Below are 26,046 nucleotides of genomic sequence, written 5' to 3'. Positions count from 1 at the left end.
TTAAGGCTCTATATTTCCTGGAGCCTGGTATTCTTGTAAATTCTTTTTAATTTGTATCACGGCATAATCCTCTTGCATCATCGGTATAAGAGAAGGATGATCACCTAAACGACCAATCATTTGTTCAGCTTCTGCTTTAGATTTGAATCCGTGTAACACGTATAATTTCGTCGAGGCTAAGTAATAGTCTTCGGTAAACTTTAGCCCCGTCCCTGCCGTTACTCCTGACAGGCGCTGCATATTGGCCTTAATTGCTGCAAAATCAGCTACCCGATCAACTGGTACAGCAACTATTATTTTCCAATTGTTCGAATCTTTCGTTGCAAATCCTTTTGACTCTAATGCTGGAATAACATGCTCTAACAATTGTGCTGCTTCTTTTCCTTCTGGCGTGCTACTATACGTCAACGCCAAATAATTCAGCGCTTCTTTGTATTGTTTCACCCCTTCTGTACGCGCAATAATCATTGCATTCAACAGCTCGAATTTGCTGACATACCCATCATCTATACGCTCCAAGGCATCTTTCATCATCGCTATTGCCTCTTCGAAACGCTCTGCTTTAAACACCTGATAAATAGAAGCATAAATTTGTTCTGGTGATAAATCTCCATCGCTAGCCACACTCAAATTCTGCATTAATTTTGCATAGCGAGAGGTTGGGTGTTCGGCTATAATTCGCGCTTTCATTTGAGCTGCTTTTGCCGGATCAACCTCTAGATATAACTTGTACAATTTATACAGCGTAGGAAGAATCAAACGTTCTTTTGGATCGAATAACAACAATTGCTCCAAACGACTAATTCCTTCGGAAATTTTGCCAAAACGCTCGCTATAAATGGCACCAAGCTCAAAATAAGCAAGGTCGCGCTCTTCTTTCATCTTCGCTATTTGGGTACTATCCGTTGGTATTTTACTTGTATACGTATCGAGTTGATAACGCGGATCGACAAAATCGTCCTTCCCTCCGCTATTATTTCCTACATTCCCCTCATTGGCTGCCAATTCTTCTTCCTCCCCTGTTCCAGCATTGGCGTTGGATTGCATCGAACTCAACCTCCAATTATCGGTTAGGGCACGATTGCCCCAACGGCGTTTAAAATCTTGTCGCCCACGAGTTAAGGCCTGATTGGAGTAAAAATAGAAGGTCGTTTTTCCTCCCATACTACCCAAGTTCGTTTCGCCAAAAGACTTTTCGATGGCATCTCCAAAATTGGGAACATTGAAAAAGTCTGCCCCAGTATTTGCCCCTTGGCCTAAGTTTGCCTGTAGTTTTCTTGCATCTTCCTTGCGCAAAGCATCGACATACGTCTGGAAATACGCTTGTTGTTCATCGGGTGACAAAGCCACCAAATGAAGAATACTGTCGTTTTTATGGGCTAGAATTTCCAAGTCAACAACCTCACGCAGAGACTCTCTGCGCTTGGTGATGCGGAATGTTTCTTTTGCTTTGGGTGGTAGTAAGGCAATAGCACTGTCATAATACTGTCCTGCAATGGCATAGCCAGCATCATTAAAATAGATATCGGCAATACTCAAAAAGTTTTTCGCTTTGAGTTGCTTGTCTTGTTTGCCTTCTTTGGTTGCAATCTTTAGGTAGGTCAACGCTTGTTCTTGCTTGCCAACATCGCGGTAAAAGAGTCCTATTTGACGATTTAAAACATCTAAATAAGGTCTATTTTCACGGTCGTTTAGTAAGTTTTTGTATTGTTTTAGAAAAGCCACTGAGTCAATTTTTGTTGCTCCTTCTAGGTTGAATAGCTCTGCGTAGGCATGGATGGTGTAGGTTCTAGGAGACTTGCGATTCATCTCAATAATCGCCTGAAAATTACTTCTAGCCTCGTCTTTCTTTCCGATACGCCCGTTGAGCTGTCCTAAGATATAGTGGTAACGCGCGCGTTCTTCCTTATTGCCCGCTAGATCAACTGCAGATTTTAGGGCCGTACTCGCACTATCTAATTGCTCTAAGTTTATGTATCCTTGAGCGAGCATGGCATAAGCATCAGACTCCACTTGTTGGGGCAACCTGCCTTTGCGCTCGCGCAACAATTCTTTTAAATTTTTAATGGCCAAATCATCATAGCGCAGGCGCAAATTAGTTTTTTCACGCCACACCTTAGCCTCGCCAATTAAGTCACTGTCTGGATATTTGTATAAAATGTAGTTGAAGGCCTCTAAAGCAGGAACAAATCGACCGTCGTAATATCTCGATTTCCCAAGTAGAAGATACGCATTAGCCATCTGGCTGTTTCGCTCTCTACCCTTGATGTACATGGAGTGTTTTTGAATGGCCTTGGTTGCCTTATTCTCTGCTCGGGTAAATCCTTCCCCATCCGTGCTTTCGGGTCCACCTAAATTGTTTCCCCCAACGGATAAATTATCTAAAACGCTGCCCTGTTTCGATTCTAGTGAAGTACCCTTTTCGAACTCTCGCTCTGGGTCAACTTCGATCTCAATTCGCTCTACGGGCAAAATTTCCCAATAATCGTCGAAATAGCCTTCCTTTAAAGCGTCAAGTGCCGCTGTATAGGACTCGTTGCCGTGAAAGAGAATATTGTACTTTGTTGTCAAAGCGTGATACCCCCTATTCAACATCTTATCCTTCTTTACAGAACACGCTATAAAAGACATAATTAGCAGAAGAATTCCACCAAACCGAATGACAATCTTTGTTTTCAATATGTAGGCTAAACTTTATATAACAACTATTTTTTCTCTCTTTTAGTATACACCAAACAGTAAAAATACACCACTTTTTAATACTTTTTGCAAATTTTGTTAAAAATTAAAACATGCTTTGTCGCGGTGGTCTCCTGTTTTTGTGCTAGACAATACCTTTTCCTTTTTTATTCTTGCTCTAGTGTGCATCCTTGCTTTAGCACAACTAAAAATACAAGGCTGCAAATTACAAAAGAAACTTTTATTATAAAGTAATGATACTGATAAAATTACAAGAGATTTAACCTAAAAAAAGCGCCCGAGTAGGAGCGCTATTTTGATTTATTCTAGTTTTTTTAAGCTTCTACGCTAAAAAAGCCTTCGAGTTCTTTATAGGTAATTGCATCGGTTTGTACATCGTGGATCATGCGGCCTTTTTCTAAGGCAATAATGCGATCCGATACTTCATAGGTATGTTGAAGATCGTGGCTCGAAATAATAATAGTCATGGTGCGCATGTCTCTTTTTCTTTTGACTAATTCCTTCAATCGAATTTGAGTTGACGGATCAAGGTTGGCAAACGGTTCATCCAAGATCACTAGTTCTGGATCACCAATAAAAGCACCTATAATACCAATTTTCTTTTGGTTTCCCTTAGAGAAATCACGGATGTATTTTTTTTGTTTTAGCACTTCTCCGTTAAAGAAATCTTCGTGTCCCTTAACAAACTCCTCTACTTTAGTGGCTGACCAACCGCGTAAATTACCTAGAAAAACAAAATACTCTTCTGCTGTTAGGTATCCGATTAAGAAGGTCTCATCTAAGAAAGAAGCGGTGTAATTTTTCCATTGTTCGGAAAGGGTTACATTGAGTCCTTTGGAGAGAATACTACCAGCAGTAGGTTGAATTAAGTCCAACAACAAACTAAAAAAGGTGGTTTTTCCAGCTCCATTATTCCCAACTAAACCAATACTTTCTCCTGAGCTGATAGTTAGCGCATCAAGCGCTAGTACGGTTGTTCCATTATACACTTTACGCAAAAGTTCTACTTGTATCATACGGATCTTTATTTTTTGAAAGCGACCAATGTCGCATATTTTTCTTTTTGATAAATTTTCTCAATAGCCTGGAATACAAAACGGTGTATAAACAAACCGGCTATTCCTACTAGAATAAGCAGAGCAAAGCCTCCCCAAAACGGATAAATCCACGTGCCTAGGCCATAAAATAAAAAGGGTAATACTATTTTAGGTATACTGATCAACATCACGCGTAAGTTAAATGAATTAGCATCGCCAAACACGTTCTTAGCTGCGGTGAGGTCCATAGGTGTTTTGAGATAAGCGCCACCCCAAAGGACTAAATAGCCATTAATTCCTATGTTAAACACTCCCATAGCGATCATCAAATAGAACAGCTGTAGATCGATGAAAAAATAGAAAAAACACAACAACGTTGAGATACATGTTCCCAAGGCAATAATCAACCATTTGGACATTAGATAATCGCGATACATCACGTTTTGCGTCATCAAAAGCGGATAATAAGCCGAATCCCAACTTGGCACATATTGTCCAAAGAGCATCAAAAAGCCTCCAGTTGAAAAAAAAGCAAAAAAGACAGACATGGAACTCATATTTTCTGCACTGAACATAAACAGGGCATAAAAGAGAAATAAAAAACTCATAAGCACGGTTATTCTCGCCCTTTTATTTCTGATAATCAATCGAATATCATTGCGCAGGAAAGCAGCGTAACGTCCAAATCTATCCAACCACTTCATTTCTAGTGCAATCCCTTCTTTCACCCGTACTTTTTCTAAATCGTCCAAATACAAGCGCTTTAAATAAAAGCGATGGGTACTCCAAATGAAACCCGCCAAGAGCAATAGATAGGCAAACAGGCTCAGGGGATATTGATAGGCGAGTTGGTAAAAATGCACGGTGTACACCGTAGGGTCTACGATCTCGAAGTAGTGCAACCCAAAACAAAGTCCGACGAATCCAATTACGCAATAAAAAACAGGGGCATAAGCACTCATCAAAATACCAACACAATGCATGATAAACACGATACAATACATCGACAAGGCCCAAGCCAAAATAGCTAATGCATTCTCTTCTGCCTGAATTGCTATCACCGTAAAGGGAATGAGAAAAAACAGCTGAATGATATTAAAAGCACTCAAAAAGGTTTTTCCTACGTAAAAGGTTACGATTTTTGATCGGGTTATGTTGAGAATCAAAAAGGGCTTAATACTCGCTACAGGTCCTTTTTGCAGAAAAAAACGCATCATTAATTCAATTGCAAAATAGTAGAGTAAGTAGCGACTTACAAACGCTATAGGAGGCACCCCTACCTCGTCCTCAACGATGGCGTAATAGGATATCCATCCCAACAAAAACATCATTGCCGTTAAATAGGCTATGCCCAACCATTTAAAAATACGGACCACGAGATCCATGCTACTTTTATTTCCTCGAGCTATGCGTTTTCGTTCTAAGGTGATAAACCATTGATATGTCATTTTGCTTCTGTTTTTTTTGCTGTACTCCTACATTAGTATAGCGATGGATCTAAACGTTACAAGTTATCATAAAATATCCTAAAATAAAAGATCTTCTGGTATACCCCCAGAAGATCTTTAAACTCAAAACTTAAAAACCAAAAAACTATCATGATCAATTAGAGTATATCAAATTTCAAACCAAACTTTGTTTTGAAAAACAAAAAGTGGAATCGTAGAAATAATTTTATCTTTGTTCAAATTTTATTCGAATGAAAAAAGACATAGAAATACCAGAAGTGAAAGATGTGGAAGTGGCGGTTGTAAAAGAATATAACGAGGATTTTTTACAAGATGCTTGGTACGCTTACTTATTTAATAATTCGCCAGAAACAATTGAAGCTATTATGATTGTTTCCAAAGCAGAGGGAGAACTCAATGGTGAAAAGAGAAACTCAAGTATTTTTAGACATGCGTTTCCTTCTTTAGCTGCGGGAGAATCAATCAAAGTTGAATTGTTGGACGAAGCTATTTTTGAATTGTCTAATACGTTTATGTTGACGTACTTTCAGGGTGCTAAGCTTTATGATAAAAATTTCGTGTTCCCTGCCAAGAGTATATCAGACAAAGCGTTAAAAAACCTGCCTTTTGCAGACAAAAAAGGGATAACCCATGCGAAATAACTATAAACCAAATAGTTAATCCTTATTTATACTAATTCCAAAAGTTACTTTTTATATCTTGCTTATCAACTATAAATGCGACAAGATATGAAACTAAAAAACACAGGAATTATATTAGGCTTCTTTTGCTTGATGATCAGTTTACTCTCATTTAAAAATAATACAACGGAAACAGAAACCACCGTTGTTCAAACAGCATGGAAAAACCTCACGGTACTTCCACAAGATATTTCCAAAGAAGATTTGGAAAAAGTGATGAAAGGCTATAATGCGGCTTTGGGTGTTAAATGTAGCTACTGTCATGCCCCTGCAGAAGACAAAGAAGGATTGGACTTTGCATCTGACGCGAAAAAAGAAAAAGAATTTGCGCGTCACATGATCGTGATGACCCGTCAAATTAATGCGGAGCACTTCAACTGGAAGAACGATCCAAATCCAGAAAACATTAATGTGGTTACTTGTACCATGTGTCACAGAGGAAATACTAGTGCTTCAAAGTAAATCGCTAACTGTTTACCGCAACAGCATAAAATAAAAGTGGGTGTCCCAAAAGGACACCCACTTTGTTTTTGTATTGTTCAGCTTATCCTACCTCCATCATACTTCCTTAGTTCCTCCATAGTGAGTCTATAGGAAACCCACTTTTTAATAGAGGCACTATGGACGCATTATGGACGCATTATGGACTCATGTCCTCTATAACTGATAGAATTGTACAATTGTTTATAAGCTATTTGCTTGGATATTTACACTTCTTTTTTCGGTGGAAAAAGAAGGGATAACACTACAGATAGGGTTAGTACGCTTGCAATTACAGCTAGAGATACCATAGATTCAATATGAACGAATGGCGAGATAATCATCTTCACTCCAATAAACGATAAAATGATCGCCAATCCGTATTTCAACTTAGAGAATTTGTCCATAAAATTCGCCAACAAGAAGTAAAGCGAGCGCAATCCTAGAATCGCAAAAATATTCGATGTATACAGGATAAATGGGTCATCTGGTGCAATTGCGAAAATAGCAGGAATACTATCGACGGCAAAAACTAAATCCGTAAACTCAATAACCATTAAAGCGACAAACAAGGGAGTAACCATTTTTACCCCATTCTTAACTGTAAAGAACTTATCTCCGTCGTATTCATTGCTTACTTTAAAAAACTTATGTACCATTCGCACAGCAAAATTCTTAGTCAAATCTTGTTCTTCGCTGTGATCGTCTTTGGCAAACCACGACTTTATTCCCGACACAAGCAAGAATACCCCAAACACCGTTAGTACAACATTTATTTCCACTTGTTGACCAAACAGTTCAAAAGCAGGTAAATATGTATGGTTAATTAATTCCACACCCGCAAAGATGAAAATAGCTCTAAAGACTAAGGCTCCAATAATTCCCCAGAATAAAACGCGATGGTGTAGTTCTTTGGGTACTTTAAAAAAGGTAAACACCAAAATAAAGACAAAGAGATTATCAACAGAGAGGGCTTTTTCAATCCAATAAGCCGATTGGAAACGGGCAAAGTTCTCAAAGTCCATGTAGTAGTATATAACTCCACTAAATACCATGGCTAGACCAATCCAGACTACCGTCCAAATAAGTGCTTCTTTGGTGGAAACAACGTGGCTATTTCGATTGAAAACACCTAAATCCAACAAGAGCATGACTAAAACTACAATTCCAAAAACGGCCAATAGGCCTGGGTGATTAATTAAATGATCCATTATATTTCTTTTTTTAACAGCACAAAACTACTTGATCTATTTTTCCCCTAGGCAAATCTTCACAAGCAACTATAAATCAACAATTTACAACTAATTTTTCAAACTACAGCAAAACAAAAAAAGCAACACAACAAACTGACAATCAGTCTATTATATTGCTTTTTTGTCTAAAAAAACCGATAACGGTCTTTTTTGTATTTTTTTTTAATCTAATTTCTCTGTGAGTTTTCTAAAGGTCTTTTTCGGATCCTTTCCATTGTATAAGATGTCATATACCGCATTGATTATCGGCGTTTTAGCTCCGTATTGAGCATTGAGCTCATAGGCGCTTTTTGTTGCGTAATATCCTTCTGCAATCATATTCATCTCCATCTGTGCAGACTTGACTGTATAACCTTTGCCAATCATATTGCCAAACATGCGGTTGCGAGAAAAAAGCGAATATCCCGTTACTAATAAATCTCCTAAATAAGCGGAGTTATTAATATTGCGTTTCATGTGGTGTACTTTCTTGATGAATTTCTTCATCTCGCGTATAGCATTACTCATCAACAAAGCTTGGAAGTTATCCCCATATCCCAGTCCATGCGCCATTCCACAAGCAATAGCATAGATATTCTTTAATACAGCGGCATATTCCGTTCCAATAATATCATCCGTAAGCTTCACTTTAATATAATGACTGCTGATGCAGCTTTCGATTACTTTGGCATGCTCTTCATTGCGACAAGCAATTGTCAAGTAGGACAAACGCTCTAAGGCTACTTCTTCTGCATGACAAGGCCCGGTAATCACAGCAATATTATCATAGGAAACACCATAGGTTTGGTGAAAATGTTCTCCCACAATTAAACTCGTCTCGGGAATGATTCCCTTAATAGCGGAAATTACAACTTTGTTTTCAAGACTGACGTAAAGTTGCTGCATTTCTTCACTTAAGAAAGCAGAGGGAATAGCAAAAATCACGTAATCCGCATAAGATACGGCTTTATTAATATCATTGGTCAGCAACAGCTGATCGATATCAAATTCTACCGAACTTAGGTAGTTCGGGTTATGATGGTTTACCTTAATTTCTTCTATCGCATTTTCATTTCTCATGTACCATGCTATTTGCTGTAGGTTTTCACTCAGCATTTTTACGATAGCCGTTGCCCAACTCCCACCTCCAATTACTGCAAACTTTGGATAATCACTCATAATTTTAGCTTATAACTTCGTCAAAAGTAACTAAAAAACTTAATGCAAACAATTGAAAAACTGTAAAACAATTCGTTATAGTTCTTTCTCTTTTACTTCATTCTATTGTATTCTCGACAAAAAACCACCTCTTTTGGCTTAAGACAAACAATTTATACTTTGTCCTACTAGTATAAGGGGTAAACACAGAAAAAGAGCTGTACAACAGCCCTTTTTTCTTGATGGTTTTTATTGTTATTTTTTATAAAAGAGGTTGTGGTCAATGTATTTCCAGACCTCTTTATCTAGTAACGGTTGCATATTTTTTCCTGCTTTAATCCCCTCTCGAATAAAGGTAGCCGAAATTTCCATGATAGGGGCATTGTCCACAACCACAATATTGGGGTGTTGCATCAACGGACTTGGCTCTACACGGTTGCGATCAATACGTGGATAAACATAGATTTTATAGGCATTGAGTAGGACCTCATAATTCTTCCATTTCGGAAAAGAATCGAGGTTGTCTTCTCCCATAATTAATGCGAATTCGTGTTTGGGGAAACGCTCCTGTAAATACGCCATAGTATTTACAGTATAATTGGGTTGGGGTAAAGTAAACTCAATATCAGACGGTCGTAAATAATCGTAATCGGCCGTAGCGAGATTCACCAGGTGAATCCGGTGAAAGTCTTCGAGCAAGCCTTTTTTCTTTTTTAAAGGATTATGGGGGGTAACTACCATCCACACCTCATCTAACTCGCTATATTGCACCATGTGATTAGCAATAACCACATGCCCAATATGCACGGGATTAAAGGTCCCAAAATACAAACCAACCTTCATCTTTTGCTATTTTACAAAATCGCGAACCAACTGACTTGCTTCTGCTTTTGCAGTTTCTAGGTCGTAATTTTTAATAATAATATCAAATTGAGGCGCTGTTGCCAATTCAACCGAAGCCTTCGCAATGCGCATATTTATTTTATCTTCACTCTCTGTTGAACGCTTTTTTAAACGGATTTTCAACTCATCAATGCTCGGTGGCTTAACGAAAACAGCAAGGGTTTCCTCAGGGAATTTGCGTTTGATGCGCAAACCTCCTGCAACGTCAATATCGAAAATAACATTTTTTCCCAATGCCCAGATGCGCTCCACCTCTGCTTTTAGTGTTCCATAAAAATTATCGCGATAAACCTCTTCCCACTCTAAAAAATCATCGTTTTTTATGTGTTTCTTAAAGTCTTCTAACGAAATAAAATAGTAGTCTTTTCCGTGTTCTTCTCCTTCTCTTGGTTCACGTGAGGTACACGAAATAGAAAAGTCTAAATTTAGGTCGCTTTGTGCTAATAAATGGCGTACAATTGTAGTTTTTCCCGAACCAGACGGAGCTGAAAAAACGATTAATTTCCCTTTATTCATAGGTGTTGTGTGTCTTTATAATACGTTTAATACTTGCTCTTTGATCTTTTCTAACTCATCTTTCATACGCACAACAATTTGTTGCATCTCTGCATGATTAGACTTCGATCCCATCGTATTAATCTCTCTTCCCATCTCTTGTGCAATAAAACCTAACTTTCTACCATTCGCTTCCTTGCCATTCAACGTTTCTAAGAAATAATCCAAGTGTTTGGCTAGACGCACTTTTTCTTCGGTTATATCCAATTTCTCTAGGTAGTAAATCACCTCTTGCTCGTATCGATTTTCATCAATAGTCAATTGCAATTCCATCAAGTTGTTGCGAAGGCGTTCTTTTACGCTTACGATACGTTCTTTATCTAAAAGTGATACCTGTTCCATATAGGAAAAAATACTTGCAATACGCGCTCTAAAATCATCTTCTAAGGATTTCCCCTCGCTTAAACGAAACGCTTTCATGCTCTGAATGGCTTCGTTAATTACAACTTCAATATCCTTCCACTCTTCCTCGTCAAAATCATTGCGCTCTACCTTCAAAGCATCTGGCATGCGAACCGCCATCTTCATCAATTCAGTCTCATCTGCATTTGGAATAATCGCCTTCATCTGTTCAATATACGCTAACACAATCGGAGCGTTGATCTTACTCGACGTCTCTTCAGCAGTAATCTCGCAAAACAAAGAAAAATCAACCTTTCCTCTTTCTAATTCTTGAGCAATCTGATTGCGCAAAGTCAGCTCTTTTTCTCTATAACTTAACGGCAATCGCACGTTTAAATCAAGATTCTTACTGTTCAGTGACTTTACTTCGATCGTAATCTTTTTTGTGGGTAATTGTAAACACGCTTTACCAAACCCTGTCATGGAATGTATCATATACTTTTGGATAATGACTGCAAAGGTAAGAAAAAATGGTTTACGGTGAACGGTGAACGCTTTACAGTTAACGGTGAACGGTTTACGATGAATGGAGAGGGTCATAAACAAAAAAAAGGGAAGCCTAAGCCTCCCTCTTCAAACCAACGTTATACTTAACTGTAACTTTTTAAAAAACAAACCAATCATTTTCAACTACGTTAAGTCTTAACCAACTTCACTCTATTATGAAATAAAAATGTTCTTTTTAATAACAATTCTTCATCTTTAATAAAAGAACTATACCGGCTCTTCTTTCTGATTGAACCCCTTAATAAACAATTAAAAATCCAAACCAGTATAGTGTAACTTTATTTTCTTCTATCTTATTAAAACCTGAAAAATCTCATAGCAATTATTCCCTTTTTCATATTTAAGACATCAAATTTGATATTTGGTCACATGATTTTTAGAAATAAATTCAAATATTATTGCAACATACTGACTAACAGCTGTTTAAAAAACAAAAAAGTCGAAGTAAAAACTTCGACTTTTTTTATTTTGCTGCCGCTATAAAAGCTTGTTCGAGTACTTTTTTGCTGTTGCCGACAAAAACGGCCCCATCAATAAAAATAACTGGTCGATTTAAAAAGGTATACTGTTCTAAAATTAGATTCTTATACTCTTCCTCTTGAAGGTTTTGATCTTTTAATCCTCTTGATTTGTACAACTGCGCTCTTTTATTAAAGAGTTTTTCATAACTCCCTACAGCGTCATACATTGTTGCTAACTGGGATTCAGTAACGGGATCTTTCTTAATATCCTGTAATTCAAATCCTTCTACCTGAGGCATTTCTTTCAAAATACGTTTGCAGGTATCACACGTACTCAAATAATATATCTTCCTATTCATCTCAGACTTCTTTAACTGTAATAATATGTACGGGACATATTTTTTCGGCTTGTTCACAAGCCTCTAATATCGTATAATCTGGCGACTTAAGCGTATGAAACCCTTTATTATTCACTGCCTTTAATAAAACGGTTTTGCCGTCTTTTTTTGACATCTGAAACTGTTGGGGCGCAACTTCAACACAGTAATTGCATCCAATACACTTATCGCGTTGTAAGGTAACTACAATCATTCGTTGGTTACTATTTTGTACATTTTATCAGACAAGCGCACGCGGAAGGGCAATTTTAAAGTGCAATCGTCTCCTTTGGTTGCCTTTTCAGCTGGTTGTTCGTTGACAAACAATTCTTCAACGGTTAATTCTTGTGCTCCTGTACTTGGACCGGTAATTAAAATTCGATCACCTACTTTAATGTCATAAGCTTCAATTTTGAATTCACCTATTGACGCTTTTTGAAAATAGTGTGCTGCTTTACCGACATATACTTTTTTCTGGGTAGCATTACTCCCTGGGTTATCACTCCACTCGCCTAATTTTTGTCCGAGGTAATACCCACTCCAAAAGCCACGGTTATACACCGTTTCTAAGGCGGCCATCCATTCGCTTACTTTTTCCTTGTTATAGGTACCTTCAGCAATGGCATCAATAGCTTCTCTATAGGTGCGAATCACTGTAGCCACATACTCAGGGGCTCTTCCTCTTCCTTCGATTTTCAATACCTTTGCCCCTGCATCAATCACTTGATCCAAGAAATCAATGGTACACAAATCTTTAGGAGACATCATATATTCATTGTCAAGCTCGATTTCAAATCCGCTTTCTTGATCGATTACGGTGTATTTTTTGCGGCAATTTTGTTTGCATGCACCTCGATTGGCTGATGAATTATGGGAGTGTAAGCTTAGGTAACACTTACCTGATACCGCCATACACAAAGCACCATGTCCAAAAATTTCAATCTCCACCAAGTTTCCTGCAGGTCCTTTGACCTGTTCTCGCTCAATGGCTTCTGTGATTTTTTTTACTTGACGCAAGCTCAATTCGCGCGATAAGACAATGGTATCGGCAAACAAGCTGTAAAACTTAACAGTTTCAATATTGGTCACGTTCAATTGAGTAGAGATATGCACTTCAAGACCAATGGCTCTTGCCGAGGCAATAACCGCTTGATCAGAGGCAATAACGGCAGTTAACCCCGCCTCTTTTGCCTTGTTGAGCAATGTTTTTACAACCGACAAATCGTGATCGTAAATAATCGTATTCAACGTCAAATAGGTGCGTACCTTCTTTTCTTGGCAACGTCTGGCTATTTCGGGCAAATCGTCGACTGAAAAATTCACCGTTGAACGCGCGCGCATATTCAATTGATCTACTCCAAAGTACACTGAATCGGCTCCGTTGTCAATTGCAGCTTGCAAGGACTCGAAGTTTCCAGCGGGAGCCATTAATTCAACTCTTCCTGAAACTGTCATAGCTTATCTATTTAATCAAGTATTTTAAATAATTGGTCATTCTTGCGCACGCGGAAGTTTAATTCCATTGTCATGCGATCACCTACATTTGCCACAGTAACCTCTTGTCCATTCACCAACATTTTTTCTAAAACCAAACGTTCATCTCCTGTTGTTGGCCCTACAATAGCAAGTTTATCGCCCAATTGTACCGATTTTTCCATCTCAAACTGACCCACCCCTGCTTTCGTAAAATAGTGTTGAACCGTTCCCACAAGTTGCTTGCGCTCTACTTGTTTTTTGCGAATTTGAGTCACTGTGCTTACTTTTACTGGTTGAATTTCAGCTGTCGCTTCCACATCTTTCTTGAACTTTAAAGCCTCTGAACGTCCTTTTTTGAAAATTAAATTCCCTTTTTGAACGCCTTTTCTCAACGCCTTTTGCTCTTCAATCGGCAATTGAATCACTTCTAAACATTCGTTCGAACAACAACCGTGCATAGCCTCAGCACACGCATCACATTGAATAAACAACAGATGACAGGCTTCATTGGCGCAGTTCACGTGAACATCACAAGGCTTCCCACATTGGTGGCAATTGGCGATCACATCATCGGTAATACGCTCACCTAAACGATGATCGAATACAAAGTTCTTTCCGATGAATTTACTCTCTAATCCTTCGGCTTTCACTTGTCGAGTATATTCAATGATTCCCCCTTCTAGCTGATACACATTTTTGAATCCGTGGTGCTTGAAGTAAGCCGATGCTTTTTCACAACGAATCCCACCAGTACAGTACATCAAAAGGTTTTTATCCTCTTTAATCTCTTCCAATTGGTCTTTGATAATCGGCAAAGACTCGCGGAAGGTATCTACATCTGGAGTAATTGCTCCAACGAAATGTCCTACTTCACTTTCATAGTGATTGCGGAAGTCTACAACAATCGTATTTGGGTCTTCCAACAGCTGGTTAAATTCATTAGCCTTTAAGTGGATACCCTTATTTGTTACGTCAAAGGTAGCATCGTTTAATCCGTCTGCTACAATTTTATTTCTGACTTTTACTGTTAGTTTTAAAAACGACAGGTCATCTTGTTCCACGGCAACATTCAGGCGAATACCCTTCATAAAATCATAGGCTTCTAAGGTGTCTCTAAAGGCTTCGAACTTCGAGGCTGGCACCGACATCTGCGCATTGATTCCTTCATGGGCCACGTAAGTACGTCCAAGGGCGTCTAACGCATTCCATGCTAAGAATAAATCATCTCTAAATTGTTGTGGGTTTTCGATTTTGGCATACGCATAGAAAGACAAAGTCAAGCGATTTTCTCCCGCTTGCTCAATAAGTTCTGCTCTTTCTTCTGCGCTTAATGTGTTATACAGTTGCATGCTATATAAATTTTAAGTGTAGAATAATATAAAAAACGAGTTGAAATTCTAAAATGGAAGAATTTCAGGGTGCAAAGATACGCTTTTGATTTGAAAATCAAATAGTAAAATGCGAAAGGCTGACATATCTCGCTATATGTCAGCCTTTTAAAAAATTATACCTTTTTATTCTAAACGCTTCAGAGGCAGGTCTTCCACAGGATTGATAATTAATGGAAAACGCTCAACTTTTACAGCGCTACTGTCTAATCCAAATGCTTTTTCCTCTGATAAGGAGATCTTTTTAAGGAAATCATAGAGGTCTAAAATAATTTTCTCTTTCATAGGCAAATCATTGTCATAGGACAATTCTTTTTCGATTAGGATATACTCAAAATCGCCGATGGCATCAATTTTGTGCAGAGATTCGTATCGGGTTGTAATATCGATTTCTCCTTGATGCATGAGTTCAGTTACCACTTGTTTCATCAGTACGTTGATGCGTTGTTCATTTCGGAAGCCTAGGTAGAAATCCACGCGTAGGATATTTTGATGGGCACCGTACTTTACAACTTTATATTCTAACTTATAGGGTTCATCCACTACATTTACGTGTACAAACCAATAATTATCTGCGCGTTTAGGGCGGCGATTAATAATGGAAAACATGGCTTTATACTCTACTTTGGATGGGCTATAGGCATTGGTTAAATACACTAAATTCGTCACGTATTTGGGCATGGATTGGTCCTGACTCAAATCGGTTAATATCTCTTGATAATCCACGATATTCACTAAATCAGTATAATTGCGTCTGATCTTTTTGCCAAGGTAATTGACAGTCATCACTGCTGCTAAAATTCCAGCGATAAACACAGTGACATAGCCTCCATGTGAAAACTTCTGCACATTGGAGATAAAAAACGACACTTCGATGGTGAGGTAAACAAGTTCAACGAGGATAATCAGAATCAAAGGCACACGTTTTAATACCATGAAGTAACCTAGTAATATGGTTGTCATAATCATACACAGGGTGATAGCCAAACCATAGGCAGCTTCCATATTACCCGATTCTTTAAAGTGTAACACGACAAATACACAACCGATAAAAAGCAAGAAATTTACAGAAGGGATATACAGTTGTCCGCGTATATTCGTTGGAAATTTCACGCGTATCTTCGGCCATAAATTTAATCGAATAGCTTCGTTGATCAGGGTAAATGATCCGCTAATCAAGGCTTGAGAAGCGATAACTGCAGCTAAGGTAGCAATCCCAATTCCGAAAGGCAAAAACCAGTCAGGCATCACCAAATAAAAAGGGTTGGCAGGTTGATCCGAATTTGGGCTTAAATCCATCAGTGTACTTCCAGCATATTCGATTAGCAAAGCGCCTTGTCCGAAGTAACTCAAGACCAACATCAGCTTGACAAATGCCCAACTTATGCGAATATTTTTTATTCCGCAATGCCCCAAGTCGCTGTACAAAGCCTCAGCACCTGTGGTACACAAAAATACAAATCCCAAAACCAAGTAGCCCTCGGAGTGAATGCTTAACAAGTGAAAAGCATAGTACGGATTCAAGGCTTTTAACACACTAAGATTATCAATTAAATGACTGAATCCCAACACACCAAGCATTAAAAACCAAATCATCATCATAGGACCAAAAAACTTGCCTATGGTACGTGTACCGAATTGTTGAATAAAGAAAATCCCCATTAGAATACCGATAACAATAGGAATAGTAGCCAAATTGGGTTGGTAAATTTTAAGCCCTTCAACGGCAGAAGAAATGGATATAGGCGGTGTAATAATCCCATCGGCTAATAAAGCACTCCCTCCAATAATTGCCGGTACAATTAACCAAGGCTTTTTGAGTTTTTTTACTAAAGTAAAAAGCGAAAAAATACCCCCTTCTCCATTGTTATCCGCTTTTAGGGTAAGAAAGACATATTTGACCGTCGTTTGTAAGGTTAATGTCCAAAACACACAAGAAATAGCACCTAAGACGACTTCTTCGCGTATTACTGCACGTCCCATAATCGCCTTCATTACATAAAGTGGCGATGTTCCAATATCTCCGTAAATAATTCCAAGCGTTACTAATAGAGTACCTAAGGTTACGCGATCAAGACGTGTTGTTTTCGACTGTGACATCACAAAATATTTTTAAGTAACTAAATGACAAAAGCTTGCATGCTCCTGTGCTTTGCGTTACAAAGGTAGGAAGTAAGACCATACAAAACACATATGCAATGTGAAATTTTCAACCAAACCCCACTTCCACCATTAATTCTTAAATTTTAAGTAGACTTTATTCCTATTTTCCCACATTGACTCAAGTTCTATTAGAGATACTATCAGCAGAAATATTTTAATTTGCACCTATATTACAACTAGTAGACATAGGATTTATAGAGCGACGCTTGCTGATGCAGCTTGTTGTTGAGCATTTCGTGGAGCCGAGCAAATCAAATTGAGCAAGCGAAAAGAATAAGCTTGCTACAATTTGTAGCATTCTTTACATCAAACACGGATCTATAGTATTTTTATCTTATTTTTACATCAGTTAAGAATCAATACTTCAAAAAAATGAGTGCAGATAAAGAAGCTAAATTAAAAGCCTTACAGCTAACATTAGATAAATTAGACAAGACCTACGGAAAAGGAACGGTAATGAAATTAGGAGATACCGCTGTGGAAGAAGTTGAAGTCATTTCTTCAGGTTCATTAGGTGTAGACTTAGCTTTAGGTGTAAGTGGATATCCGAAAGGAAGAATTATTGAAATATATGGTCCTGAATCATCAGGAAAGACGACCTTAACGCTACACGCCATTGCGGAAGCGCAAAAAGCAGGAGGAATTGCGGCATTTATTGATGCGGAGCATGCATTCGACCGTTTTTACGCACAGAAATTGGGGGTTGATATAGACAATTTGATTATTTCACAACCTGATAATGGAGAGCAAGCGTTGGAAATTGCGGAAAACTTAATTCGTTCAGGAGCCATTGATATCGTAGTTATTGACTCGGTTGCGGCTTTAACGCCAAAAGGAGAAATTGAAGGTGATATGGGTGATTCTAAAATGGGGTTACACGCGCGTTTAATGTCTCAAGCATTGAGAAAATTAACTTCGACCATTAGTAAAACCAATTGTACAGTATTCTTCATCAACCAGTTGAGAGATAAAATTGGTGTAATGTTCGGAAGCCCTGAAACAACAACTGGTGGTAATGCCTTGAAATTCTACGCTTCTGTACGTATCGATATTCGTCGTTCAACGCAAATTAAGGATGGTGAAAACGTAATTGGTAACCGCACAAAAGTAAAAATTGTTAAGAATAAAGTTGCTCCTCCTTTCCGTACAGCAGAATTTGACATCATGTATGGAGAAGGGATTTCTAAAGTTGGAGAAGTATTAGACTTAGCTGTAGACTATGAAATTGTAAAGAAAAGCGGTTCTTGGTTTAGCTATGGAGACACCAAATTAGGACAAGGAAGAGACGCGGTTAAATCGCTAATCAAAGACAATCCTGAACTAATGGATGAATTAGAACAAAAGATTAAAGAAGAAATCAAAAATAGAGAAGCACAATAAAATGTGTTTGCATCAAAAAGGGCCTCAAGACATTTGAGGCTTTTTTTATTTAATAGAGGTACAAAACACCCTTAGCGTACACATAAGCTCCACCTACTAGCACAACTAAGCTAATCCAGTCCGTCCATTGCGTTGCCCTAAGCTTATTTCTATACAAATGATAGCAAAGGGTACACAAATATATACCTACGTATACGTGTAAAAAATAATACATATAAACAATAGAATAAGCACTCCAAATGCTATCGCCCAGCACAAAAAAAAGTCCCCAGCTCAATAATATAGGTACATTAAGCCATAAGCATCGAAGGAGTAAACGACATAGGAAAGATTTGAATCGCATAAAATTTTGTTTAGTAATTTCCCTCTTCCTAAACAAAAAAAATACCAAAATATGTTTATATAGTAAAAAAATTAGGGATTCACTATTGATTTTATATCTTTTCTAGCCCTCTTTTCCTCCCAAGTCAGCAATTGTTCTAGGATACTATGATGTGTTGCTTCCTTGAGTACTTTTTTGTTTTCTTGGGTACAACCCGCAGTGGAAATCGGTGGTTGAATCACCACAGGCACTGTTCCAGGCTTGCCCAATCCCCATTGAAAGGGGAAAAAATACTTCAAATATCCCATGGCCAGGGGAACTATTGGAATCTGATGGTCAATGGCTAAACGAAAGGCACCATCCTTAAAATGGTCTAATACAATTGTGCGATCATCAGGTACTCCTCCTTCTGGAAAAATACAAATACTCAACCCCTGATTTAATTTGGCTTGTGCGCTTTCAAACACTTGATAGCGGCTCTTTGAGTCTTTGCGATCCACTAAAATACACGTTCGCTTATAAAAAAATCCGAAAATAGGTAGCTTGGCAAGCTCCTTTTTCCCTACGAAGACAAAGGGATTATCTGGAACTAGAATCAGCATCATCATAATGTCCATCATCGAGGTGTGATTGGCAACAAACATATAGCTTTTTCCTTTTTCTAGTGCATAAGCAGACTCAATATGATAAGACATCCCCATACCAAAAAAAGTAAGCTTAGCCCATAAGCGCGCGACTTTGAAAAAAGTAGGATAGGTCGAATCGGACCAAATCGTTGCTAAGAGCAAAGGCGATAACAAAAGGATTACAACCAGCATCCAGAGGTAAAACCAAGCTCGCCATAATACGCTAAAAAAGATGCGAATGTATTTCATTAAACAATGCATTTAACTTTTGCATGAAGTTCATCAAAAATAAAAAATAAAGGTAAGTGAACCCAAGGAAAAAGAAAAAAAGAAAAAACAATACCTCCAAAAGCGCTATCTTTGTAGTTATTATATATACAAACACGCAATGGCTAAAATTCTAACAGGAGTTCAAAGTACAGGAACTCCACATTTAGGGAATCTCTTAGGCGCCATTCTACCAGCAGTAGAAATGGCTAATAACAAAGAGAATGAGTCTTTTATATTTATTGCGAATTTACATTCAGCAACGCAAATAAAAGAGGCAAAAACATTACAGGAAAACACCTATAGTGTTGCGGCTACTTGGCTTGCTTGTGGTTTAGATGTTAATCATGTAACTTTTTACCGCCAGTCCGACGTACCGCAAACGACTGAGTTAAGTTGGTACTTAAGTTGCTTTTTTCCCTTCCAACGTTTAACATTAGCTCACTCTTTTAAAGATAAAGCGGAAGTTCTTTCTGATGTTAATGCTGGATTATTTACCTATCCTATGCTTATGGCTGCGGATATTTTATTATATGATGCAAATTTCGTTCCCGTAGGGAAAGATCAATTACAGCACTTGGAAATTACCCGTGATGTTGCTTCTCGATTTAATCATCAAATGGGAGAAACTTTTGTTTTACCTGATGCTAAAATCTCAGAAGACGTAATGATTGTACCTGGATTAGACGGCAATAAAATGAGTAAATCCAGAAATAATATAATCAATATTTTCGAAAGCGATAAGACGTTGCGCAAGCAAGTCATGAGTATTGAAACAGATAGTACACCCTTGGAAGATCCGAAGAATCCAGACACTTGTAACGTTTATACGATTTACAAGCTATTGGCTACTCCGGAACAAAATGCGCAAATGCGTGCAAAATACCAAGGAGGTAACTATGGATATGGACATGCAAAACAAGAGCTATACGAGTTAATCGTTGAGAAATTTCAAGAGATACGAGAAAAATACAACTACTACATCAATAATTTAGAAGAAGTAGATCGCTTGTTAGCCATTGGAGCATCCAAAGCATCGGTTGTTGCTAATGCTACACTAGAACGAGTACGAGAAAAACTTGGCTATACGATCGCAAAGTAAAATACAAGCGGGCACCCAGATAGAGCGTGCCCGTTTTTTATTTAATTTAGGCGTTCAAAATATTTTCCTGGCAAGGGCTTCACTAGGCCTTGAAGCTCTAATTGTAACAAGAGTGTACTCACTTTATAGATGGGAAGGTTGCATTCTATAGCGATTAAATCAATGACTTCCCGTTCAACTCCGCAGAGGTAATCAAAGACCCGTTGTGCTTCTTCTTCCAAGTGCACGAACAATTGGGGTTGCACAACCTTAGTTTTGGGTGCTGTTCGATTCCAATTTAATACGTCTATGATTTCGCTAGGCTGTTGTAGGAGTTGGGCCCTGAGGGTTCGAATCAATTCGTTACAACCTTGGCTCATTAGATCATCTACTCTTCCAGGCACGGCAAAGGCATCGCGGTTATACTCATTCGCAAAGCCAATCGAACTCATTGATCCCCCTTTTAGTGCACTTTCTACCACAATAGTCGCTTGACTCATTCCAGCAACAATGCGATTGCGTTGAACAAAGTTTTCGCGTTCTATTCTACTTTGTATTGGAAACTCCGTTAGCAATCCCCCTTGTCTCATCATTTGTTTAGCCAATTTGGCGTGAATTGCAGGATATATACGCTGCAGACCATGCCCTAAAATTCCGAAAGTCTCTAATCCAAACGCCAAGGCCTCTCGGTGTACACAGGCATCAATTCCGTAAGCTAATCCACTGATAACAATCGGATTGAACGGTTGAACAACCTCCATGATTTGGGCACAAAAAGCCATGCCTCTTGGCGTTGGTGTACGCGTACCGACTACGCTAAGTATAGGGCGGGAAGTCCAATCAGGAAGCTTTGTTCCTTTATAAAAAAGCAAGAGAGGAGCATCATCACATTGCTTCAAATAAAAGGGATAAGTTGGTGCTCGATAATATAACGGCAGGATGTCGAGCTTTTGAATGAGCTTGAGCTCTTTCTCGGCCCATCTTAGCACCTGCACCTCTTGTAAATTTGTAATTAATCCCTCCGATACTCGTTTTAAGCGACACGCATCAGGTGTGGCTTGGAATACGCCTTTGGCTGAACCAAAGTGTTCGATCAATCGCTTGCCAATTATTGGTCCAACACCGATCACTTTGGTTAGCGCTAACGTATAAAACAAATCTTCCTCCTCCATCAAAAACTATGTTAATTAGTTAAATTTTATTACCTTAGTATTTCCAATAGCAAAAACCTAACCATTCAATACCAAACACTTAACAACCTTTTGTCGTTTAGTCAAATTGTTAATAAAAAAAACTTGTTTATTATTTGTTAAGCGATTGGTTTCGACTAATTTTGTAGTATGAAGATGACTCAATACATATCAGCCTTATTATATCGCTATCCCTGCGTTATTGTTCCAGGATTTGGTGCTTTTATCACTGAAATCCAATCGTCTTTTTACGATGCTGAAAAACAACAATTTTTTCCGCCCCAAAAGCGAATTTCCTTTAATAGAAATATCGTAAACAATGATGGATTATTAGCCAATCACTTGGCTACCCAAGAAGGTATTTCTTACGAGGAAGCAGTGGTACGCATTGAGAATATGGTCGCTGATTGGAATAGTACTTTAACCTCTTTTGAAACGCTAAACCTAGCATCAATCGGGATATTTAGCTATAACGAAGAGAAGAGTTTACAATTTGATCCTATTCAGAATCAAAATTACTTAGCGACTTCTTTCGGTTTGTCTTCTGTGCGTGTACAAACTGTTGAAAGAGCACCTAAAGCAGCACCACAAGTTGTTGCTCTAGCTTCTACTCCAGTGCGAACAAGACGCACAGCTACTTTCTTTAAGTATGCTTCAGTCTTGGTTCTTGTTGCAGGTATTGGCAGTGTTTTAGTACAAAATGGCTACACAGCTTATGTCAACGATCAAACCCTATTCATTGAGAACAACGTACAAACCCAAGTTCAAAATAGGATTCAGCAAGCAACGTTTATCATTGAACCTACGAGTGAGTCTATTGCATTACCTGTAAAAGATGAAAACACCGTTCTAGAGACACCGTATCACTTGGTAGCAGCTGCTTTTAGAAGTGAAGAAAATGCAGCAATAGAAGTGGGCATCCTCAAAAAAAAGGGGTTTGAGCAAGCTTCTTTCTTAGGAAGAACAAAGTATGGCATGTATCCTGTTTTATATGCAAGCTATGCTTCCCATGAAGAGGCCAAAGAAGCTTTGAAAGAAATTCACCGTACTACTAATAAAGACGCATGGATTTTTATTAAATAATACGTTAAATATAGTAACCGAACGCAAAACGTTCGGTTTTTTTTTGCTTTGTCGCTATCTTTGTCAAAAATACATTCTTTATGAAGGCAAAATTAGTATCTGAATCAGCTACTATCATGAGCGATTTAGTTCTCCCAGGAGAAACAAATCCTTTAAACAATATGTTTGGAGGGGAATTATTAGCGCGTATGGACAGAGCTGCAGGGATTGCTGCAAGAAGACACTCAAGAAGAATTTGCGTAACTGCATCAGTGAATCACGTTGCTTTTAACAAGCCTATTCCCTTAGGAAGTGTAGTGACCATAGAAGCGAAAATATCAAGAGCCTTTACTTCATCGATGGAAATCTATATTGATGTTTGGATTGAAGACCGCGAATCGGGAAGTAAAACCAAGGCCAATGAAGCAATTTACACCTTTGTTGCTGTTGATGATATGGGTAATCCCGTTCCAGTTCCTGAATTGATCACAGAAACAGAACTAGAACACCAACGTTATGAGGCGGCATTAAGAAGAAAACAATTGAGCTTAGTCCTAGCCGGTAAGATGAAACCGAGCGATGCGACAGAGTTAAAAGCTCTTTTTAATTAATAGAAAAACAAACAATGAAAAAAATTTTATTTGGTTTAGCCCTTACTTTTTGCTTCTTGCAAACTACGGCGATCTTCGCGTGGGGAACAACGGGACATCGCGTTATTGCAGAAATAGCAGAGAGAAACCTAAACAAAAAAGCTAAAAAAGAATTACAGAAGATTATCGGTAAACAGCAACTAGCGTATTGGGCAAATTGGCCTGATTTCATTAAGTCTGATCCTACGTGGAAATTCGCAGACAGCTGGCATTACCTAAACTTACCTGGAAATTTAAGTCGCGCTGCTTTTGACCAAGAATTGGCTGATTCTACTGACGAAAACTTGTACAAACGCGCCTTAGTTTTGATGGAAGAATTGAAGAGTAACAGCCTTACGCTAGAGGAAAAACAACAAAAGCTCTACTTCTTGATCCACATTATTGGCGACGCACATCAACCATTACACATCGGAAGATCAGAGGATTTGGGAGGAAATAGAATTAAAGTTGAATGGTTTAGAAAGCCGACGAACTTACACAGTTTATGGGATTCTGCCTTAGTAGATTTTGACAAATACAGCTATACAGAATATGCTACTGTACTAGATATTCACGGTAAAGAGCACAATAAATCTTTAGTTTCGGGTAGCTTAGAGGACTGGATCTATGATTCGTATACTTCGGCTAACGCGATTTACAACAGTGTAGAAGAAAGTGAAAATTTAAGTTATCGCTATCATTTTGACTTTAAAGATACTGTAGAGGAACAGCTATTAAAAGGAGGGCTTCGTTTGGCGAAATTGCTGAATGAGCTTTATAAATAACAAAAAAGAGCAAGTTTATCACTTGCTCTTTTTTTATGTGTTATGATTATCTACTTCTTGAATAAGAGGACGAAGATCCGCTACTACTTGAGCTTGATGAACTGCGAGAGTAACTTGGACTACTGCCTGAACTAGAACTAGACGAACTTCTCGAATAACTTGGACTACTGCTTCCTGAACTGTAACTCGATGAACTACGCGAGTAACTCGGGCTACTGCTGCTTGAATTATAACTCGATGAGCTTCTTGAATAGCTTGGGCTACTGCTTCCTGAATTGTAATTCGATGAACTGCGTGAGTAATTGGAGTTGCTACTGCCTGAAGTACTACTATTAGACGATCCTGAACTACGGGAGTAATTGGAGTTGCTACTGCCTGAATTATTTCCATAATTGCTAGTGGATGATCCCGAACTACGTGAATAGTACCCTGAATTTGCATTGGTTGTTTCTGACGTAGTCGAACCTGAACCACGCGAATAATAACCTGAATTTGAATTTGTTGAGCTATTATTGGTTCCGCTTATGGCTTCTCCTCGTTTGTAAGCATCTGTTCCACTGGAAGAATTTGAGCTTCTTGAATAATAGTTATTCGTATCTACTCGATTGATATCGCGTGTTGAGCCCGTTGTTGAAGTAGTATTCGAACGGGAATAATTACTTGTTTCTCTAGTGTAAGACGATCTTGCTTCAGCTAAATCACGGCTATTGGAGTAGCCATTATTTCGCTCATAAAACGAGTTATTTGGATTTGAGCGCTCGTAATAATCTCTTCTTACCTCGCTATACATCGATCTTGAATTACTGCTGTAGTGATTATTGGTGTACACATATCTATTGTTATAGTTAATGTGATTGTGTACGTGAACGACATAAGTTGCCGTAGGATAAGGCGAGTAATACGAGTAATGGGATGGATAATAGCCCCAATACCACGAAGAGTAATACGGGCGATAGGATACACCCCAGAACAAGCTGAAGACAGGTGGGGTAACGACATAAACTGGTTCATAAATATAGTTTGGCCCATAGAGATAACTATTTCCTACAATTTGGACAGAAACTTGATTACGGCGCTTATTTTTCTCAACTTCAATCGTTGCCACATCTTGATACATATCGCGTCCTAAAACGGCTTGAATCACGATTAAATGGGTATTTCCCTCAGCTATTTCGATAACGCGTAAATAGTCTACATAGCCATCATTATTTAAATCTAAATTATTGATGCGTAGACTAGGGTCATTTAGGCGGTATTCAAAATCTCCTAAGTCTTTTGAATCCCCAAATATAGAAGCAACTGCCTGTAAATCTAAGTTATCACTAATATCGTAATTAGTGGCTGTTACTACTGCTCTTTGCGCTTGCACTTGTGTAGCAAAACCAAAAAACAAAGCGACGATTATATAATATAAAAACTTCATTTTATCCACTTTTTTAGTTAAACATTTGCTGTAAATCAACTATTGTGCCAGCAAATGTTTAACTAAGGTACAAAAAAAGCCCTTACCGATATGGTAAGGGCTTCTTAAAATATCCTAAACTTACTACTTTAACTATTTAAGAATGACGAATTCACTGCGTCTATTGATCGCGTGATCCTCTTCGGAACAGTTTGATTTACAATCGATTTTCGGCTGACTAGCGCCATATCCTTGGGATTCTAGGCGATAAGGCTCTATGCCTTTTGACAACACGTATTGAACGGTGGTCTTCG

23 protein-coding genes are annotated in these 26,046 nt (G+C 38.3%); 7 read left to right on the top strand and 16 right to left on the bottom strand.

Features of this window, described 5'->3' with window-relative positions:
• From porW to HX062_RS00105, 3 genes are all read right to left on the bottom strand, one after another.
• The gene (gene porW, locus HX062_RS00115) at nt 1–2,679 is read right to left on the bottom strand and encodes a type IX secretion system periplasmic lipoprotein PorW/SprE (RefSeq protein WP_255492349.1); all 2,679 of its coding nucleotides are present in this window, start codon (nt 2,677–2,679) and stop codon (nt 1–3) included.
• Nucleotides 2,680–3,014: 335 nt separating this feature from the next.
• Entirely contained in the window at nt 3,015–3,716 is a 702-nt protein-coding gene (locus HX062_RS00110; protein WP_182625956.1) for an ATP-binding cassette domain-containing protein, read from the bottom strand.
• A gap of 8 nt (nt 3,717–3,724) precedes the next feature.
• Entirely contained in the window at nt 3,725–5,185 is a 1,461-nt protein-coding gene (locus tag HX062_RS00105) for a DUF5687 family protein (RefSeq protein ID WP_182625957.1), read from the bottom strand.
• 251 nt (nt 5,186–5,436) lie between these two features.
• On the opposite strand from HX062_RS00105, the gene HX062_RS00100 reads away from it, so the two are divergent.
• Together HX062_RS00100 and HX062_RS00095 are read left to right on the top strand one after the other, a co-directional pair.
• On the top strand, nt 5,437–5,847 hold the full coding sequence (locus HX062_RS00100; protein WP_182625958.1) for a hypothetical protein: 411 nt from the start codon (nt 5,437–5,439) through the stop codon (nt 5,845–5,847).
• 87 nt (nt 5,848–5,934) lie between these two features.
• Nucleotides 5,935–6,348: a c-type cytochrome gene (locus HX062_RS00095; RefSeq protein WP_182625959.1), complete on the top strand. Its 414-nt coding sequence runs from the start codon at nt 5,935–5,937 to the stop codon at nt 6,346–6,348.
• A gap of 245 nt (nt 6,349–6,593) precedes the next feature.
• On the opposite strand, the gene HX062_RS00090 is transcribed toward HX062_RS00095, so the two are convergent.
• From HX062_RS00090 to HX062_RS00045, 10 genes are all read right to left on the bottom strand, one after another.
• Nucleotides 6,594–7,577, bottom strand: coding sequence for a TerC/Alx family metal homeostasis membrane protein (locus HX062_RS00090; RefSeq protein ID WP_182625960.1), 984 nt, complete (start codon nt 7,575–7,577; stop codon nt 6,594–6,596).
• 204 nt (nt 7,578–7,781) lie between these two features.
• A complete protein-coding gene (locus HX062_RS00085) occupies nt 7,782–8,777 on the bottom strand; it encodes an NAD(P)H-dependent glycerol-3-phosphate dehydrogenase (RefSeq protein ID WP_182625961.1) in 996 nt (331 codons plus the stop codon).
• Nucleotides 8,778–9,011: 234 nt separating this feature from the next.
• The gene (gene nadD / locus HX062_RS00080; protein ID WP_182625962.1) at nt 9,012–9,599 is read right to left on the bottom strand and encodes a nicotinate (nicotinamide) nucleotide adenylyltransferase; all 588 of its coding nucleotides are present in this window, start codon (nt 9,597–9,599) and stop codon (nt 9,012–9,014) included.
• A 6-nt stretch (nt 9,600–9,605) separates the two neighbouring features.
• Nucleotides 9,606–10,175, bottom strand: a complete 570-nt coding sequence (gene gmk / locus HX062_RS00075) for a guanylate kinase (RefSeq protein WP_182625963.1) — start codon at nt 10,173–10,175, stop codon at nt 9,606–9,608.
• A gap of 15 nt (nt 10,176–10,190) precedes the next feature.
• Complete coding sequence (locus HX062_RS00070; protein ID WP_182626076.1) at nt 10,191–11,039, bottom strand: YicC/YloC family endoribonuclease; 849 nt, start codon at nt 11,037–11,039, stop codon at nt 10,191–10,193.
• A 547-nt stretch (nt 11,040–11,586) separates the two neighbouring features.
• Nucleotides 11,587–11,943, bottom strand: coding sequence for an arsenate reductase family protein (locus HX062_RS00065; protein ID WP_182625964.1), 357 nt, complete (start codon nt 11,941–11,943; stop codon nt 11,587–11,589).
• Nucleotide 11,944: 1 nt separating this feature from the next.
• On the bottom strand, nt 11,945–12,175 hold the full coding sequence (locus HX062_RS00060) for a ferredoxin (RefSeq protein WP_182625965.1): 231 nt from the start codon (nt 12,173–12,175) through the stop codon (nt 11,945–11,947).
• Nucleotides 12,172–13,416, bottom strand: coding sequence for a peptidase U32 family protein (locus tag HX062_RS00055; RefSeq protein WP_182625966.1), 1,245 nt, complete (start codon nt 13,414–13,416; stop codon nt 12,172–12,174). The genes HX062_RS00060 and HX062_RS00055 overlap by 4 nt, the downstream gene beginning before the upstream one ends.
• An 11-nt stretch (nt 13,417–13,427) precedes the next feature.
• Complete coding sequence (gene trhO / locus HX062_RS00050; protein ID WP_286465746.1) at nt 13,428–14,786, bottom strand: oxygen-dependent tRNA uridine(34) hydroxylase TrhO; 1,359 nt, start codon at nt 14,784–14,786, stop codon at nt 13,428–13,430.
• A 165-nt stretch (nt 14,787–14,951) separates the two neighbouring features.
• Entirely contained in the window at nt 14,952–16,925 is a 1,974-nt protein-coding gene (locus HX062_RS00045; RefSeq protein WP_286465745.1) for a KUP/HAK/KT family potassium transporter, read from the bottom strand.
• A gap of 435 nt (nt 16,926–17,360) precedes the next feature.
• Between HX062_RS00045 and recA the strand changes: the two genes are divergently transcribed.
• Nucleotides 17,361–18,368 (top strand): recombinase RecA, encoded by a 1,008-nt coding sequence (recA, locus tag HX062_RS00040; protein WP_182625969.1) that lies wholly within the window; start codon nt 17,361–17,363, stop codon nt 18,366–18,368.
• A gap of 414 nt (nt 18,369–18,782) precedes the next feature.
• Here recA and HX062_RS00035 read toward each other — a convergent pair whose 3' ends face one another.
• A complete protein-coding gene (locus HX062_RS00035; protein WP_182625970.1) occupies nt 18,783–19,565 on the bottom strand; it encodes a lysophospholipid acyltransferase family protein in 783 nt (260 codons plus the stop codon).
• A gap of 139 nt (nt 19,566–19,704) precedes the next feature.
• Between HX062_RS00035 and trpS the strand changes: the two genes are divergently transcribed.
• Nucleotides 19,705–20,685, top strand: a complete 981-nt coding sequence (gene trpS / locus HX062_RS00030) for a tryptophan--tRNA ligase (RefSeq protein WP_182625971.1) — start codon at nt 19,705–19,707, stop codon at nt 20,683–20,685.
• Nucleotides 20,686–20,726: 41 nt separating this feature from the next.
• Here trpS and HX062_RS00025 read toward each other — a convergent pair whose 3' ends face one another.
• The gene (locus tag HX062_RS00025) at nt 20,727–21,836 is read right to left on the bottom strand and encodes a DNA-processing protein DprA (protein ID WP_286465741.1); all 1,110 of its coding nucleotides are present in this window, start codon (nt 21,834–21,836) and stop codon (nt 20,727–20,729) included.
• Between the two features lie 168 nt (nt 21,837–22,004).
• Between HX062_RS00025 and HX062_RS00020 the strand changes: the two genes are divergently transcribed.
• The 3 genes from HX062_RS00020 (at nt 22,005) to HX062_RS00010 (ending at nt 24,330) form a co-directional block, all read left to right on the top strand.
• Nucleotides 22,005–22,937, top strand: a complete 933-nt coding sequence (locus HX062_RS00020) for an HU domain-containing protein (protein WP_286465739.1) — start codon at nt 22,005–22,007, stop codon at nt 22,935–22,937.
• Nucleotides 22,938–23,017: 80 nt separating this feature from the next.
• A complete protein-coding gene (locus HX062_RS00015) occupies nt 23,018–23,527 on the top strand; it encodes an acyl-CoA thioesterase (RefSeq protein WP_182625973.1) in 510 nt (169 codons plus the stop codon).
• Between the two features lie 14 nt (nt 23,528–23,541).
• Nucleotides 23,542–24,330 (top strand): S1/P1 nuclease, encoded by a 789-nt coding sequence (locus HX062_RS00010; RefSeq protein WP_182625974.1) that lies wholly within the window; start codon nt 23,542–23,544, stop codon nt 24,328–24,330.
• Between the two features lie 46 nt (nt 24,331–24,376).
• Here the strand turns inward: HX062_RS00010 and HX062_RS00005 are convergent, their stop codons facing one another.
• Complete coding sequence (locus tag HX062_RS00005) at nt 24,377–25,753, bottom strand: hypothetical protein (protein ID WP_182625975.1); 1,377 nt, start codon at nt 25,751–25,753, stop codon at nt 24,377–24,379.
• Nucleotides 25,754–26,046 lie beyond the last annotated feature (293 nt).

Source organism: Myroides sp. DF42-4-2 (genome assembly GCF_030326445.1).
In the GTDB taxonomy this organism is placed as follows: Bacteria; Bacteroidota; Bacteroidia; order Flavobacteriales; family Flavobacteriaceae; genus Flavobacterium.
The sequence above is the reverse complement of the archived record's forward strand: the minus strand, read 5'-3'. Positions and strand labels throughout refer to the sequence as shown.